At 63.6% G+C, this 16693-nt stretch carries 15 protein-coding genes; all 15 read left to right on the top strand.

What is annotated here, in order from left to right; translation table 11 throughout:
- Positions 1–183 precede the first annotated feature (183 nt).
- On the top strand, positions 184–4929 hold the full coding sequence (locus tag AC1D0O_RS04900) for a glutamate synthase-related protein (protein WP_477652431.1): 4746 nt from the start codon (positions 184–186) through the stop codon (positions 4927–4929).
- Between the two features lie 102 nt (positions 4930–5031).
- Positions 5032–6498 carry a glutamate synthase subunit beta gene (locus AC1D0O_RS04905; protein WP_477652432.1) on the top strand — a complete coding sequence of 489 codons (1467 nt, stop codon included), beginning with the start codon at positions 5032–5034 and terminating at the stop codon, positions 6496–6498.
- Positions 6499–6706: 208 nt separating this feature from the next.
- On the top strand, positions 6707–7552 hold the full coding sequence (locus AC1D0O_RS04910; protein ID WP_477652433.1) for an ABC transporter ATP-binding protein: 846 nt from the start codon (positions 6707–6709) through the stop codon (positions 7550–7552).
- Positions 7549–8343: a lipid asymmetry maintenance ABC transporter permease subunit MlaE gene (gene mlaE, locus AC1D0O_RS04915; RefSeq protein ID WP_477652434.1), complete on the top strand. Its 795-nt coding sequence runs from the start codon at positions 7549–7551 to the stop codon at positions 8341–8343. Before AC1D0O_RS04910 ends, mlaE begins: the two co-directional genes overlap by 4 nt.
- Before the next feature lie 122 nt (positions 8344–8465).
- Positions 8466–8972 carry an outer membrane lipid asymmetry maintenance protein MlaD gene (gene mlaD / locus AC1D0O_RS04920; RefSeq protein ID WP_436157486.1) on the top strand — a complete coding sequence of 169 codons (507 nt, stop codon included), beginning with the start codon at positions 8466–8468 and terminating at the stop codon, positions 8970–8972.
- Positions 8973–8986: 14 nt separating this feature from the next.
- Positions 8987–9742 (top strand): MlaA family lipoprotein, encoded by a 756-nt coding sequence (locus tag AC1D0O_RS04925; protein ID WP_477652435.1) that lies wholly within the window; start codon positions 8987–8989, stop codon positions 9740–9742.
- Between the two features lie 202 nt (positions 9743–9944).
- On the top strand, positions 9945–10589 hold the full coding sequence (locus tag AC1D0O_RS04930) for an MlaC/ttg2D family ABC transporter substrate-binding protein (RefSeq protein WP_477652437.1): 645 nt from the start codon (positions 9945–9947) through the stop codon (positions 10587–10589).
- Positions 10590–10604: 15 nt separating this feature from the next.
- Positions 10605–10877, top strand: a complete 273-nt coding sequence (locus tag AC1D0O_RS04935; protein ID WP_477652439.1) for an STAS domain-containing protein — start codon at positions 10605–10607, stop codon at positions 10875–10877.
- Positions 10878–10986: 109 nt separating this feature from the next.
- Entirely contained in the window at positions 10987–11952 is a 966-nt protein-coding gene (locus tag AC1D0O_RS04940) for an ABC transporter ATP-binding protein (RefSeq protein WP_477652440.1), read from the top strand.
- Positions 11949–12704: an ABC transporter permease gene (locus AC1D0O_RS04945; RefSeq protein ID WP_007868150.1), complete on the top strand. Its 756-nt coding sequence runs from the start codon at positions 11949–11951 to the stop codon at positions 12702–12704. The genes AC1D0O_RS04940 and AC1D0O_RS04945 overlap by 4 nt, the downstream gene beginning before the upstream one ends.
- A gap of 13 nt (positions 12705–12717) precedes the next feature.
- The gene (locus AC1D0O_RS04950; protein WP_436157480.1) at positions 12718–12960 is read left to right on the top strand and encodes a BolA family protein; all 243 of its coding nucleotides are present in this window, start codon (positions 12718–12720) and stop codon (positions 12958–12960) included.
- 22 nt (positions 12961–12982) lie between these two features.
- On the top strand, positions 12983–14263 hold the full coding sequence (murA, locus tag AC1D0O_RS04955) for a UDP-N-acetylglucosamine 1-carboxyvinyltransferase (RefSeq protein WP_477652442.1): 1281 nt from the start codon (positions 12983–12985) through the stop codon (positions 14261–14263).
- On the top strand, positions 14260–14910 hold the full coding sequence (gene hisG / locus AC1D0O_RS04960) for an ATP phosphoribosyltransferase (RefSeq protein ID WP_477652443.1): 651 nt from the start codon (positions 14260–14262) through the stop codon (positions 14908–14910). Before murA ends, hisG begins: the two co-directional genes overlap by 4 nt.
- A 3-nt stretch (positions 14911–14913) precedes the next feature.
- Entirely contained in the window at positions 14914–16236 is a 1323-nt protein-coding gene (gene hisD, locus AC1D0O_RS04965; RefSeq protein WP_477652444.1) for a histidinol dehydrogenase, read from the top strand.
- A 7-nt stretch (positions 16237–16243) separates the two neighbouring features.
- Positions 16244–16690 carry a hypothetical protein gene (locus tag AC1D0O_RS04970; protein ID WP_477652445.1) on the top strand — a complete coding sequence of 149 codons (447 nt, stop codon included), beginning with the start codon at positions 16244–16246 and terminating at the stop codon, positions 16688–16690.
- Positions 16691–16693 lie beyond the last annotated feature (3 nt).

Consider the following 16693-nt stretch of genomic DNA (forward strand, 5'->3'; position numbering starts at 1 on the left):
CGATTAATTTAATCGATCTTTAATCTGTATCTGACCCCATTTAAAGTGCTTGGCATTGTTGTTGCAGTGCACTATGCTCCCATTCCCTGCGAAAAATTATGAACCTTGCGGATGGAAGCGTTGCCGGCCTTTTTTCGAGGCCACCCCTGCATCGCCGTCATCCCCAACCGACGAGGAATTGCCATGACCACGGCTGCTGAAATCAAGCATTTTGAAGAAAACGGTTTGTACTCCGGAGCCAATGAGCACGATGCCTGCGGCGTCGGTTTCGTGGCGCACATCAAGGGGCACAAAAGCCATGCCATCGTCCAGCAAGGCCTGAAAATTCTCGAAAACCTCGACCACCGGGGCGCAGTGGGGGCTGACAAACTCATGGGCGACGGCGCCGGCATATTGATTCAGCTGCCCGATGCGCTGTACCGCGAAGAAATGGCCGGGCAGGGCGTGCAATTGCCGCCGCCCGGCGAATACGGCGTCGGCATGGTCTTCCTGCCCAAAGAGCACGCTTCCCGCCTGGCCTGCGAGCAAGCCCTTGAGCGCGCGGTCAAGGCCGAAGGCCAGGTGCTGCTGGGCTGGCGCGACGTGCCGGTCAACCGCGACATGCCCATGTCACCTACCGTGCGCGAAAAAGAACCCATCCTGCGGCAGATCTTCATCGGCCGCGGCAACGACGTGATCGTCCAAGACGCACTGGAGCGCAAGCTCTACGTTATCCGCAAGACCGCCAGCGCCGCCATCCAGAACCTGCGTCTGACGCACAGCAAAGAATATTACGTGCCCAGCATGTCCAGCCGCACGGTGGTCTACAAAGGCCTGCTGCTGGCCGACCAAGTGGGCACCTACTACCGCGACCTGACCGACACGCGCTGCGTTTCCGCGCTCGGTCTGGTGCACCAGCGCTTTTCCACCAACACCTTCCCCGAGTGGCCGCTGGCCCACCCCTATCGCTACGTCGCGCACAACGGCGAGATCAACACCGTCAAGGGCAACTACAACTGGATGAAGGCGCGCGAAGGCGTGATGTCCTCGCCGGTGCTGGGCGCCGACCTGCAAAAGCTCTACCCGATCAGCTTTGCCAGCCAGTCCGACACCGCCACCTTCGACAACTGCCTGGAACTGCTGACCATGGCCGGCTACCCCATCAGCCAGGCCGTGATGATGATGATTCCCGAGCCCTGGGAACAGCACACCACCATGGACGAGCGCCGCAAGGCCTTCTATGAATACCACGCCGCCATGCTCGAGCCCTGGGACGGCCCGGCCTCCATCGTCTTCACCGACGGCCGCCAGATCGGCGCCACGCTGGACCGCAACGGCCTGCGCCCTTCGCGCTACTGCGTGACCGACGACGACCTGGTCATCATGGCCTCGGAATCGGGCGTGCTGCCGATTCCCGAGCACAAGATCGTGCGCAAATGGCGTCTGCAACCCGGCAAGATGTTCCTGATTGACCTGGAACAGGGCCGCATGATCGACGACGAGGAAATCAAGGCCACGCTGGCGCACAGCAAGCCCTACAAGCAGTGGATCGAAAACCTGCGCATCAAGCTGGACGACGTGGCCGGCAAGGCTGCAAAGGCTGCTCCGGTGACCGTGCCCGCCGTTTCCGACATCCCCCTGCTCGACAGGCAGCAGGCCTTCGGCTACACCCAGGAAGACATCAAATTCCTGATGTCCCCCATGGCCGCCAACGGCGAGGAAGCCACCGGCTCCATGGGCAACGACAGCCCGCTGGCCGTGCTCTCGAACAAGAACAAGCCGCTGTACAACTACTTCAAGCAGCTGTTCGCACAGGTGACCAACCCGCCCATCGACCCGATCCGCGAAGCCATCGTGATGTCGCTGGTGTCCTTCATCGGCCCCAAGCCCAACCTGCTGGACATCAACCAGGTCAACCCGCCCATGCGGCTCGAAGTGAGCCAGCCGGTGCTCAACGTTGCCGACATGCAGAAGCTGCGCGACATCGAGTCGCACACCCAGGGCAAGTTCAAGAGCTACACCCTGGACATCACCTACCCGCTGGCCTGGGGCCACGAAGGCGTCGAGGCCAAGCTGGCGTCGCTGTGCGCCGAGGCGGTCGACGCGATCAAGGACGGCAAGAACATCCTGATCGTCAGCGACCGCGGCATCAACGCCACGCAGGTCGCCATCCCGGCGCTGCTGGCCTTGTCGGCCATCCATCAGCACCTGGTCAAGGAAGGCCTGCGCACCACGGCCGGACTGGTGGTCGAAACCGGTTCGGCCCGCGAAGTGCACCACTTCGCCGTGCTGGCCGGTTACGGCGCCGAAGCCGTGCATCCCTACCTCGCCATGGAAACCCTGGCCGAGCTGTCCAAGGGCCTGCCGGGCGACCTCAGCACCGAGAAAGCCGTCTACAACTACACCAAGGCCATCGGCAAGGGCCTGTCCAAGATCATGTCCAAGATGGGCGTGTCTACTTATATGAGCTACTGCGGCGCGCAACTGTTCGAGGCCATCGGCCTGAACCGCGATGCCGTGGCCAAGTTCTTCACCGGCACCGCCAGTCAGGTCGAAGGCATGGGCGTGTTCGAGATCGCCGAAGAAGCGCTGCGCATGCACCGCGCCGCCTTCAGCGACGACCCGGTGCTGGCCAACATGCTGGACGCCGGCGGCGAATACGCCTGGCGCGTGCGCGGCGAAGACCACATGTGGACGCCCGACGCGATCGCCAAGCTGCAGCACTCCACGCGTTCCAACAACTGGAACACCTACAAGGAATACGCCCAGCTGATCAACGACCAGAATCGCCGCCACATGACCTTGCGCGGCCTGTTCGAGTTCAAGATCGACCCTTCCAAGGCCATCCCGATTGATGAAGTCGAGCCTGCCAAGGACATCGTCAAGCGTTTCGCCACCGGCGCCATGTCGCTGGGCTCCATCAGCACCGAAGCCCATGCCACGCTGGCCGTGGCCATGAACCGCATCGGCGGCAAGAGCAACACGGGCGAGGGCGGTGAAGACCCGAACCGCTACCGGCAGGAGCTCAAGGGCATCCCGATCAAGAAGGGTGAGACGCTGAAAAGCGTGATCGGCCCGAAACAGGTCGAGGTCGACCTGCCGCTGCAGGACGGCGACTCGCTGCGCTCGCGCATCAAGCAGGTCGCGTCGGGCCGCTTCGGCGTCACGGCCGAATACCTGGTGTCGGCCGACCAGATCCAGATCAAGATGGCGCAGGGCGCCAAGCCGGGTGAGGGCGGCCAACTGCCCGGCGGCAAGGTCAGCGAATACATCGGCCAGCTGCGTTACTCGGTGCCCGGCGTGGGGTTGATCTCGCCGCCGCCGCACCACGACATCTATTCGATCGAGGACCTGGCCCAGCTGATCCACGACCTGAAGAACGTCAACCCGCGCGCCAGCATCAGCGTCAAGCTGGTCAGCGAAGTCGGCGTCGGCACCATCGCGGCGGGTGTGGCCAAGGCCAAGTCCGATCACGTGGTGATCGCCGGCCATGACGGCGGCACGGGCGCCTCGCCCTGGTCGTCCATCAAGCATGCCGGCTCTCCCTGGGAAATCGGCCTGGCCGAAACCCAGCAGACCCTGGTGCTCAACCGCCTGCGCGGCCGTATCCGCGTGCAGGCCGACGGCCAGATGAAAACCGGCCGCGACGTCATCATCGGCGCGCTGCTGGGCGCCGACGAGTTCGGTTTCGCCACCGCGCCGCTGGTGGTCGAAGGCTGCATCATGATGCGCAAGTGCCACCTCAACACCTGCCCGGTCGGTGTCGCCACGCAGGACCCGGTGCTGCGCCAGAAATTCAGCGGCAAACCCGAGCACGTCGTCAACTACTTCTTCTTCGTCGCCGAAGAGGCGCGCCAGCTCATGGCACAGCTCGGCGTGCGCAAGTTCGACGACCTGATCGGCCGTGCCGACCTGCTGGACACGCAAAAAGGCATCGAGCACTGGAAGGCCAGCGGCCTGGATTTCAGCCGCCTGTTCTACCAGCCCAACGTGCCGGCCGACGTGCCGCGCCTGCATGTCATGGAGCAGGACCATGCGCTCGGCAAGGCGCTGGACGTGCGCCTGATCGAAAAATCGAAAGCCGCGATTGAAAAGGGCGAAAAAGTCCAGTTCATCGAAGTGGCGCGCAACGTCAACCGCACCGTCGGCGCCATGCTGTCGGGCGAGCTGACGCGCCACCACCCGCAGGGCCTGCCCGACGACACCCTGCGTATTCAGCTGGAAGGCACGGGCGGCCAGTCCTTCGGCGCTTTCCTGGCCAAGGGCATCACCATGTACCTGATAGGCGACGCCAACGACTACACCGGCAAGGGCCTGTCAGGCGGCCGCATCGTGGTGCGCCCCAGCATCGACTTCCGCGGCGACGCGGTGAAGAACACCATCGTCGGCAACACCGTGCTCTACGGCGCGACCACCGGCGAGGCCTTCTTCAGCGGCGTGGCCGGCGAGCGTTTTGCCGTGCGGCTCTCGGGCGCCACGGCGGTAGTCGAAGGCACGGGCGACCACGGCTGCGAATACATGACGGGCGGCACCGTCGCGGTGCTGGGCAAGACCGGCCGCAACTTCGCCGCCGGCATGAGCGGCGGCGTGGCCTATGTGTACGACGAGGATGGCCTGTTCGCCACGCGCTGCAACACCTCCATGGTCTCCATGGACCGCATCGTCACCACGGCCGAACAGCACACCCATGACAAGGCCGACTGGCACGCGGGCGAAAGCGACGAGGAACTGCTCAAGCGCCTGCTACAGGACCACAACCGCTGGACCGGCAGCAAGCGCGCGCGCGAACTGCTGGACAACTGGAGCGAGTCGCGCCTGAAGTTCGTCAAGGTCTTCCCGAACGAGTACAAGCGGGCCCTGATCGAGCGCAAGGAGCGTCGCCTGGAAGCAGCCACCGAGACCACCCGGGCCCAGGTCGCCACCAACCAGGAAGCGGTAGCCGCCAAGTAGGCCGCCAAGCCCCACGCTTGCATTGAACCGGAACTGCCCGCGCCCATGATGCATGGGCCGGCAGCCGGAAACGCTTAAAGAAGAATTGCACAGGACCTCATCATGGGAAAAATCACCGGCTTCATGGAATACGAGCGCGTCGAGGAGGGCTACAAGCCCGTGCCGGAGCGCCTGAAGAACTACCGCGAATTCGTCATCGGGCTGGACGACGCGCAGGCCAACAAGCAGGCCGCGCGCTGCATGGACTGCGGCACGCCGTTTTGCAACAACGGCTGCCCGGTCAACAACATCATTCCCGACTTCAACGACATGGTGTTCCGCGCCGACTGGAAGAACGCGATCGACACGCTGCACAGCACCAACAACTTCCCTGAATTCACCGGCCGCATCTGCCCGGCGCCCTGCGAGGCCGCCTGCACGCTGAACGTGAACGACGACGCCGTCGGCATCAAATCCATCGAGCACGCCATCATCGACCGCGCCTGGTCCGAAGGCTGGGTCAAGCCGGTGATGCCCAAACACAAGACCGGCAAGAAGGTCGCCGTCGTCGGCTCCGGCCCCGCCGGCATGGCCGCGGCCCAGCAGCTGGCGCGCGCCGGCCACGAGGTGACCCTGTTCGAGAAGAATGACCGTATCGGCGGCCTGCTGCGCTACGGCATCCCCGACTTCAAGATGGAAAAAGTCCACATCGACCGCCGCGTCGAGCAGATGAAGGCCGAAGGCGTGAATTTCCGCACCGGCGTGATGGTCGGCAGCCTGCCCAAGGACTCGAAAGTCACCAACTGGGCCAAGGAAAGCATCAGCCCCGAGCAGCTGCAAAAAGACTTTGACGCCGTGATCCTGACCGGCGGCGCCGAGCAGTCGCGCGACCTGCCCGTGCCCGGCCGCGACCTGGACGGTGTGCATTTCGCCATGGAATTTTTGCCCCAGCAGAACAAGATCAATGCCGGCGACAAGGTCAAGGGCCAGTTGCGCGCTGACGGCAAGCACGTCATCGTGATCGGCGGCGGTGATACCGGCTCCGACTGCGTGGGCACCAGCAACCGCCACGGCGCCGTCAGCGTCACCCAGTTCGAGCTGATGCCCCAGCCGCCCGAAGAAGAAAACCGCCCCATGACCTGGCCTTACTGGCCGATCAAGCTGCGCACCTCTTCGTCGCATGAAGAGGGCTGCGAGCGCGAGTTCGCCATCTCCACCAAGGAACTGATCGGCGAAAAGGGCAAGGTCACCGGCCTGAAGACCGTTCGCGTCGAGTGGAAAGACGGCAAGATGGTCGAGGTGCCCGGCTCCGAACAGACCCTCAAGGCCGACCTGGTGCTGCTGGCCATGGGCTTTGTCTCGCCGGTGGCTTCCGTGCTGGAAGCCTTCGGCGTTGAAAAAGACAACCGCGGCAACGCCAAGGCGAGCACGGATTTCACCGGCGGTTATGCCACCAACGTGCCCAAGGTGTTCGCCGCCGGCGATATCCGCCGTGGGCAAAGCCTGGTTGTATGGGCGATTCGGGAAGGCCGCCAGGCCGCGCGTGCGGTGGATGAGTTCCTGATGGGTTATAGCGACTTGCCTCGCTAAACGCCCTGTTGAACGCCATATCCGGCGGTTAAGGAAATCCAGGCGTTTGCCTGGATGCGCGATGGCCTGCGCCGCAAGGCGAACAGGGCGGAGACCCCACGGTATTACCGGCGGGTATTACTTCCCGGGATGGGTCGGGCCAAACCCCGTATCATTAGGGCATTCCCTTAGCATCCGCCGGCGCCTTCGTCGGCTTTCCTTTTGCCCCATGGCCGACATCTCCGCTTCATCACTGGTTGAATTCAAGGATGTGACCTTCTCCTACCCGGGTTCGGCCGGCGATCGCGTCATCCTCGACAAGGTCACCCTGTCCGTCCCCCGCGGCAAGGTCACCGCGCTGATGGGCGCCTCGGGCGGCGGCAAGACCACCGTGCTGCGCCTGATTGGCGGCCAGCAGAAGGCCACCGGCGGCGCCGTCCTGTTTGACGGCAAGGACGTCGGCCAGCTGGTGCAGGAAGAACTCTATCTCGCCCGCCGGCGCATGGGCATGCTGTTCCAGTTCGGCGCGCTGTTCACCGATCTGAGCGTGTTCGACAACGTGGCTTTTCCGCTGCGCGAGCACACCGCGCTGGGCGAGCGCCTGATCCGCGACATCGTGCTGATGAAGCTCAATGCCGTGGGCCTGCGCGGCGCGCGCGACCTGATGCCGAGCGAAATCTCCGGCGGCATGGCCAGGCGCGTGGCGCTGGCGCGCGCCATCGTGCTGGACCCCGAACTCATCATGTACGACGAGCCCTTCTCCGGGCTGGACCCGATCTCGCTGGGCACCGCCGCGCAGCTCATACGCCAGCTCAACGATACCCTGGGCATCACCAGCATTGTTGTCTCGCACGACCTGGAAGAAACCTTCCGCATCGCCGACAAGGTCATCATCCTGGCCAACGGCGGCATCGCGGCGCAGGGAACGCCCGACGAGGTCAGGCATTCCACGGACCCGCTGGTGCACCAGTTCGTCAACGCCGAGAGCGAGGGCCCCGTGAAATTCCATTACCCCGGGCCGGGCGTGGAGGCCGACTTCGGCAATGCGGAAGCAGTCAAAAAGGAGCGCGCATGAGCCGCTACAGTCCCGTCGGCCTGGTGTCCGACCTCGGTTTTGTGGTGCGCAGGCAACTGGTCGACCTGGGTTATGCCGCGCGGCTGATGTCGCGGCTGGTGGCCCTGACCGGACCGGCCCTGGCCCGCTTTGGCCTGGTGCGGGACCAGATATTCTTTTTGGGCAACTATTCACTGGCCATCATCGCGGTGTCCGGCCTGTTTGTGGGTTTTGTGCTGGGCCTGCAGGGCTATTACACGCTGCAGCGCTACGGTTCGGCCGAGGCGCTGGGCCTGCTGGTGGCGCTCAGCCTGGTGCGCGAACTCGGGCCGGTGGTCACCGCGCTGCTGTTCGCCGGCCGCGCCGGCACGGCCCTGACCGCCGAAATCGGCCTGATGAAGGCCGGCGAGCAGCTGTCGGCCATGGAAATGATGGCGGTCGACCCGATACGCCGCATCCTGGCGCCGCGCTTCTGGGGTGGCGTCATTGCCATGCCGCTGTTGGCTGCGGTGTTCAGCGCTGTCGGCATCATTGGCGGTTGGCTGGTCGGCGTGGTCATGATCGGCATAGACGCCGGCTCCTTCTGGAGCCAGATGCAGTCCGGCGTGGACGTCTGGCGCGATGTGGGCAACGGCATCATCAAGAGTTTTGTGTTCGGCGTGACCGTCACCTTTGTGGCCCTGCACCAGGGATTTGAGGCCCAGCCCACGCCCGAAGGCGTCTCGCGCGCCACCACGCGCACCGTGGTGGTGGCTTCGCTGGCCGTGCTGGGGCTGGATTTCCTGCTTACCGCGTCGATGTTCAGCCTCTGATCCGGCCTTTCAACCACCCTAAAACATTTTTAATCCGCCCATGAGAAAATCCACCGATCCAGTGTTCGCCTTGTTGAATGGTCGGTGCAGGGCAGCCCTTCGGGGCCACTGAAAGAAGAACCATGCAACGCTCCAAAAATGATCTCTGGGTTGGCCTGTTTGTCCTGATTGGGGGCGCCGCCATCCTGTTCCTGGCGCTCAAATCCGCCAACCTTCTTTCACTGAATTTCGACACTTCTTACAAGATCACGGCGAAATTCGACAATATTGGCGGCCTGAAACCGCGCGCCGCGGTTAAAAGTGCCGGTGTGGTGGTCGGGCGGGTTGAAAATATCACTTTCGACGACAAGTCCTACCAAGCGAGCGTAAGCCTGGCGATGGAAAGCCGTTATGTGTTTCCCAAAGACAGCTCGCTCAAGATTTTGACCAGCGGCCTGCTCGGCGAGCAGTACATCGGAGTGGAGGCCGGCGGGGACGAGAAAAATTTCGCGGCGGGAGACGTGATCAAAAACACGCAATCTGCCGTAGTACTTGAGAATCTGATCAGCCAGTTTTTATACAGTAAAGCGGCGGATAGCAGTTCCGGATCAGGGTCTGCGCCGCCACCAGCGACGACAGAAAAAAAATGACAAGCAACAACACAATGAAAAAATCAACAGGGTGGGCCGGCGCTGCTCTCGCAGTAGCGCTGCTTCAGGGATGCGCAACCGGCCCCGGCGCCAATCCGTCCGATCCGCTGGAGCCCTTCAACCGGGCCATGTTCGGCTTCAACGAAGGCCTGGACCGCACCGTCCTCAAGCCCGTGGCCACCGCCTACCGCGACGTCACACCCCAGCCTGTGCGCACCGGCGTCACCAGCTTCTTCGGCAACATTTCCGATGTCTGGTCCATGGTCAACAACCTGCTGCAGGGCAAGGGCGAAGCGGCCGCCGACAGCCTGTTCCGCGTCACCACCAACACCCTCTGGGGCCTGGGCGGCATTTTTGACGTGGCCAGTGAAATGAAGATTCCGAAACACTCGGAAGATTTCGGCCAGACCCTGGGTGTCTGGGGCGTGGGATCGGGTCCTTACTTGGTGCTGCCCGTGCTGGGCTCCTCCTCGGTTCGCGATACCGCCGGCCTGCTGGTGGACTCCCAGATGGACGCGGTCACCCAGGCCAGCAATGTCCGTGTCCGCAATACCCTGACGACGCTGCGCGTGGTCAATGTCCGCGCCAACCTGCTGGGCGCCAGTGACGTGCTGGACCAGGCAGCGCTGGACAAATACAGTTTTACCCGTGATATCTACCAGCAGCGCCGCAACAGCCTGATCGGCAATGGGACGGTGGAAAAGGAAGAACGCTTTGACCTGCCTGAGGGCGCGCAGGCCACGCCCGCACCCGCGCCGGCGGCCAAGTAAGCAGGTGAAACAAGCTTGAACAGGGCCAAAACCAGGCCTTGAGAAGGCCTGGTAGCGCCAATATTTACAAGACTGCCGAATAACTTCATCCCCAGTCCGGAAACAATCCCGCAAAATACCTTCGAAACACCGGCTTTCAGCGTGTCATGCATCAACCCGATGCCATGAAGTTGATACCGGGTTTCGACACCGAAGGAGCACCATGAAACGCAGAACCCTTGGCCATTTGTTAACCGCCACCCTCAGCCTGGCCTTGCTGGCCGCCGCACCTTTCGCGCGTGCCGCCGCCGACGAGGCCCCCGACGCACTGATCAAACGCGTGTCGGCCGAAGTGCTGGACAACATCAAGACCGATAAAGCCGTGAAAGCCGGCGACCTGACCAAAGTGCTGTCCCTGGTGGACAGCAAGATCATGCCCAACGTGAACTTCACGCGCATGACGGCGGCGGCTGTGGGCCGCAACTGGCGCCAGGCCACGCCCGAGCAGCAAAAGAAGCTGCAGGACGAGTTCAAGATCCTGTTGATCCGCACCTATTCAGGCGCCCTCGCACAGGTCAGCGACCAGAGCGTCAGCGTCAAGCCGCTGCGTGCGGAGCCCGCCGACACCGAAGTGGTGGTGCGTACCGAAGTGCTGGGCCGTGGCGACCCCGTCCAGCTCGACTACCGCATGGAAAAAACCCCCACAGGCTGGAAGATCTATGACCTGAACGTGCTCGGCGTGTGGCTGGTGGAAACCTACCGCACCCAGTTTGCCCAGGAAATCAGCACCAAGGGCGTGGACGGCCTGATCGCCTCTCTGGTGCAGCGCAACCAGTCCAACAGCGGCGCAAGCGCCAAGAAGTCCTGAGCGGACGCGCTGCCGGTGCTGACGCTCCCCCCCATCCTCACGCATGCCGAAGCCGCAGGTTTTGCCCGCGGTCTGAAGCAGGCCGTGCTGTCCCAGCCGGCCGGGGTGGTGGCGGACGCCGGTGCGCTCAAGGAATTTGATTCTTCCGCCCTGGCCGTGCTGCTCGAATGCCGGCGCGAAGCGCTGGCCGCCGGCAAGGATTTTTCGGTGGCGGGCCTGCCGCCTCGCCTGCGCCAGCTGGCCGGCCTCTATGGCGTGGCTGAGTTGATTCCGGCCGCCCAGGCCTGAGGCGCTTCACCCGCCACTGTCCGCCGTTGGTCCCCAAGGCGGTCCCGCCAAGGGCATTGCACGGCGCGCCCAGTTGAAAAACGGCATCAGCCCTTAAAATGGCGGGCTCATGCCAGCGATCTCATTCCAGTCCGTCTCCAAAACCTACTCCTCCGCGCGAAATCAGACAGGTCCCGTCGTCAAGGCGCTTGACGACGTCAGTTTCGATATCCGGCAGGGTGAATTTTTTGGCTTGCTGGGCCCCAACGGCGCGGGGAAAACCTCTCTCATCAGCATATTGGCCGGCCTGTCGCGCGCCAGCGGCGGCAGCGTCAAGGTGCACGGCAGCGACGTGCTGACCGACTATGCCAACGCCAGACGCAAGCTCGGCGTGGTGCCGCAAGAACTGGTGTTCGACCCTTTTTTCTCGGTGCGCGAGGCGCTGCGCATCCAGTCCGGCTATTTCGGCATCAAGCACAACGACGACTGGATCGATGAACTGCTGGTCAGCCTGGGCCTGGCCGACAAGGCCAATGCCAATATGCGCCAGCTCTCGGGCGGCATGAAGCGCCGCGTGCTGGTGGCGCAGGCCCTGGTGCACAAGCCGCAGGTCATCGTGCTCGACGAGCCCACCGCCGGCGTTGACGTCGAACTGCGCCAGACCCTGTGGCAGTTCATCGCCAAACTCAACAAGCAGGGCAGCACCGTGCTGCTGACCACGCATTACCTCGAGGAGGCCGAAGCCCTGTGCAGCCGCATCGCCATGCTCAAGCAGGGCCGGGTGGTGGCGCTGGCGCAGACCTCCGAGCTGCTCAAGGCGGCGTCTTCCAACGTGCTGCGTTTCAAGATCGACAGCGAACTGCCCACGCACCTGGCTGTGCAGGCCCGTATCACCGGCCGCATCGTGCAGTTCCCGGCCCACAACGCGAACGAAATTGAACAATACCTCGCAGCCATCCGCGAGGCGGGCCTGGTGGCTGAGGACGTTGAAATCCGCAAAGCCGACCTGGAAGATGTCTTCCTTGATGTCATGAACAAAAAGCCGGCCGGCGAGAGTACGGCCGTGGCGGTAGACCTCGCGAAAGTAGCAACATGACCGGCTGGCAAACCCTGCTCTACAAAGAGACCCTGCGCTTCTGGAAGGTGGGTTTCCAGACGGTGGGGGCGCCGGTGCTGACCGCCGTGCTCTACATGCTGATCTTCGGCCACGTGCTGCAAGACCAGGTGAAGGTCTATAACCAGGTCAGCTACACCGCCTTCCTGGTGCCCGGCCTGGTGATGATGAGCGTGCTGCAGAACGCCTTCGCCAACAGCTCCTCCTCGCTGATCCAGAGCAAGATCATGGGCAGCCTGGTGTTTGTGCTGCTCACGCCGCTGTCGCACTGGCACTGGTTTTTCGCCTATGTGGGCTCCTCGGTCGCACGCGGCCTGCTGGTGGGCGTGGGCGTGTTCGCCGTCACCGTATTTTTCGGCCAACCGGCTTTTGTGGCGCCGCTGTGGATTGTGCTGTTCGCGGTGCTGGGCGCCGCCATGCTGGGCGCGCTTGGCGTGATCGCCGGCTTGTGGTCCGAGAAGTTCGACCAGATGGCGGCCTTCCAGAATTTCGTCATCATGCCCATGACCTTCCTGAGCGGCGTGTTTTACTCCATCCACTCGTTGCCGCCTTTCTGGCAGAAGGTCAGCCACCTGAACCCCTTCTTCTACATGATCGACGGCTTCCGCTACGGCTTTTTCGGCGTCAGCGACGTCTCGCCCTGGCTGAGCCTGGGCATCGTGGCAACGGCCCTGCTGGCCGTCAGCGCCGTCGCCGTCAACCTGCTGCGCACCGGCTACAAAATACGGCACTGACTGAGCACAAAACATGACCAGCGAAGAACTCCAATCCATCATCGCCGCGGGCCTGCCCTGCGAGCACCTCGAGCTGTCGGGCGACGGCCGCCACTGGTATGCCACTGTGGTCTCCAGCGCCTTTGAAGGCCAGCGCCTGATCCAGCGCCACCAGAAGGTCTATGCCACCTTGGGCGGCCGCATGCAGACCGACGAGGTGCATGCGCTGTCGATGAAAACCTATACGCCGGCCGAATGGGCCAACAATCAACAATAACGGCAACGCGAACTGAAAAAACATGGACAAACTACTCATCAAGGGCGGCAAGCCGCTGGCAGGCACGGTTGAGATTTCTGGCGCCAAGAACGCCGCGCTGCCCGAGCTGTGCGCCGCGCTGCTGACGGCCGACGACGTTACCTTGCGCAACGTGCCGCGCCTGCAGGACGTCGCCACCATGCTCAAGCTGATCCGCAACATGGGGGTCGAGGCCGAACGCGGTGACGACGGCACGGTGCGCATCAACGCCGGCAAGCTCAGCTCGCCCGAGGCGCCCTATGAGCTGGTCAAGACCATGCGCGCCTCCGTGCTGGCCCTGGGCCCGTTGCTGGCGCGCTTCGGCGAAGCAACGGTTTCGCTGCCGGGCGGCTGCGCCATCGGCTCGCGCCCGGTGGACCAGCACATCAAAGGTTTGCAGGCCATGGGCGCCGAGATCGCGGTGGAGCACGGCTACATGCTGGCCAAGCTGCCGGCCGGCCCGAATGGCGAAAGAGGGCGGCTCAAAGGCACCAGCATCACCACCGACATGGTGACCGTCACCGGGACCGAGAACTTCCTGATGGCCGCCAGCCTGGCCGAGGGTGAGACCATCCTGGAAAACGCCGCGCAAGAGCCGGAAATCGGCGACCTGGCCGAAATGCTTATCAAGATGGGCGCGAAAATTGAAGGCCACGGCACGCGCCGCATCCGCATCCAGGGCGTGGAACGCCTGTACGGCTGCACCCACCAGGTGGTGGCCGACCGCATCGAGACCGGCACCTTTCTGTGCGCCGTGGCGGCCGCCGGCGGCGACGTCGTGCTCAAGCACGGCCGCGCCGACCACCTCGACGCTGTGATCGACAAGCTGCGCGAAGCCGGCGCCATCGTGACGGCGGGCGAGGGTTTTATCCGCATCCAGGCCAGCGGCCGCATGAAGGCGCAGTCCTTCCGCACCACCGAGTACCCAGGCTTTCCCACCGACATGCAGGCCCAGTTCATGGCGCTCAATGCCATCGCGTTGGGCGGCAGCACGGTGACCGAGACGATTTTTGAGAACCGCTTCATGCACGTCAACGAGATGGTGCGCCTGGGCGCCAAGATCCAGATCGAAGGCAAGGTCGCGGTCATGGAAGGCGTCGAAAAGCTGTCCGGTGCCACCGTCATGGCCACCGACCTGCGCGCCTCCGCCAGCCTGGTGATCGCCGGCCTGGTGGCCGAAGGCGAAACCCTGGTGGACCGGATCTACCACCTGGACCGCGGCTACGACCAGATGGAAGCGAAATTGCGTGGAATCGGCGCCGACATAGAGCGAGTCAAAGCATGATCACCTTAGCGCTGTCCAAGGGCCGCATCTTCGACGACATCCTGCCGTTGCTGAAAACGGCCGGCATCGAGGTGCTGGACGACCCCGAAAAATCCCGCAAGCTGATCCTGGACACCAACCAGCCCGGCGTGCGCGTGGTGCTGGTGCGCGCCACCGACGTGCCCACTTACGTGCAGTACGGCGGCGCCGACATCGGCGTGGTCGGCAAGGACACCCTGCTCGAGTCCGGCAGCCAGGGCTTGTACCAGCCGCTCGATCTGCAGATCGCCAAATGCCGCATCAGCGTGGCGGTGCGCGAGGGTTTTGACTACGCCGCCGCCGTGCGCCAGGGCTCGCGCCTGAAAGTTGCCACCAAATACGTGGCGATCGCGCGCGACTTCTTCGCCACCAAGGGCGTGCACGTCGACCTGATCAAGCTCTACGGCAGCATGGAACTCGCGCCGCTCACGGGCCTGGCCGACGCCATCGTCGACCTGGTCTCCACCGGCAGCACGCTCAAGGCCAACCATCTGGTCGAAGTCGAGCGCATCATGGACATCAGCTCGCATCTGGTTGTCAACCAGACCGCGCTCAAGCTCAAACAAGAGCCGATCCGCCAGCTCATTGATGCCCTTTCGGCCGCCACGGCCTCCTCGCGAAAATCCTGACCCATGACACTGACCGCCGCACCCGCCCGCCTGTCCACCGTTTCCGCCAACTTTGAGGCGGAATTCAAGGCGCGCCTGCATTGGTCCGCCGACACCGACGCCGCCATCGAACAGCGCGTGGCCGACATCCTGGCCGACGTGCAGCAGCGTGGCGATGCGGCGGTGCTGGAATACACCGCGCGCTTTGACGGCCTGGACGCGGCCGCCATGGGCCAGCTGGAACTCACGCAGGCCGAGCTGAAGGCCGCGTTTGATGCGATCCCGGCGGCGCAGCGCGATGCACTCGAAGCCGCCGCGCGCCGCGTGCGCAGCTACCACGAGGCCCAGAAGAAAGCCAGCGGCGAAAGCTGGAGCTACCGCGACGAAGACGGCACCCTGCTGGGCCAGAAGGTCACGCCGCTGGACCGCGTCGGCATCTATGTGCCCGGCGGCAAGGCCGCTTATCCTTCGTCGGTGCTGATGAACGCCATCCCGGCGCACGTGGCCGGCGTCGGCGAAATCATCATGGTCGTGCCCACGCCCAAAGGCGAGAAAAACGCCCTGGTGCTGGCCGCCGCCTACGTGGCCGGCGTGACCCGCGCTTTCACGATAGGCGGCGCGCAGGCCGTGGCCGCGCTGGCCTATGGCACACAAACGGTGCCCAAGGTCGACAAGATCACCGGCCCCGGCAATGCCTACGTTGCCAGCGCCAAGAAGCGCGTCTTCGGCACGGTGGGCATAGACATGATCGCCGGCCCCTCGGAAATCCTGGTGCTGGCCGACGGCAGCACACCGGCCGACTGGGTGGCCATGGACTTGTTCAGCCAGGCCGAACACGACGAACTGGCCCAAAGCATCCTGCTGTGCCCCGACGCCGCGTATATCGATGCCGTGCAGGCCGCCATAGACCGCCTGCTGCCCGAAATGCCGCGCGCCGAGATCATCGCCAAGTCCCTGAGCGGGCGCGGCGCGCTGATCCACACACGCAGCATGGAAGAGGCCTGTGCGATCAGCAACCGCATCGCACCCGAACACCTGGAAGTCTCCAGCCGCGACCCGCACAAGTGGGAGCCCCTGCTCAAGCACGCGGGCGCCATCTTCCTGGGCGCCTACACCAGCGAATCGCTGGGCGACTACTGTGCCGGCCCGAATCATGTGCTGCCCACCAGCGGCACGGCGCGTTTCAGCTCACCGCTGGGCGTCTACGACTTCCAGAAACGCTCCAGCCTGATCGAAGTCAGCGAAGCCGGCGCCCAGGTGCTGGGCAAGATCGCCGCCGAACTGGCTTACGGCGAAGGCCTGCAGGCGCATGCGCGGGCGGCCGAGATGCGGCTCAAGCTCGATTGAGCCGGCAATGACGCGTATTTTCGGATCGTCGGCTCTAGTCTTGGTTGCCTGCATGGTGTTGACCGTGTTGCAGGGTTGCGCCTCCGTGGTTCAACCCTCGGAGAAACCTCCCAATGCGATTGAGTTGCCCGGCGTGATCTCTCAGGTATCTGCGCCTCCTTACCAGGGCTTGAGTTCGGTTCAGCAAAGTAGCGCGACGGTGGCTGGCGGCTATGCCGGTGTTTTGCTGGCCAACGCAATTGATGCGCGGCAAGGCAATCGCGATGTGAGTTCTATCGTGGTGTCCGTTTCAAACACCTTGTCACTAACGCTTCCTGTGAGCGGCACTTTCCAGATCGGCGAGTGCGTGAAGCTTTTTGTGGATCCCTTGTTCAGGGAACTCCTGAATCGCAAGGATGTGGCCAACATGAGCATGCCCACGGGTTCCGTTTTCATACAGAAAAGCGCTTGCTAGCCG

Source organism: Polaromonas sp. P1_F2 (assembly GCF_056405735.1).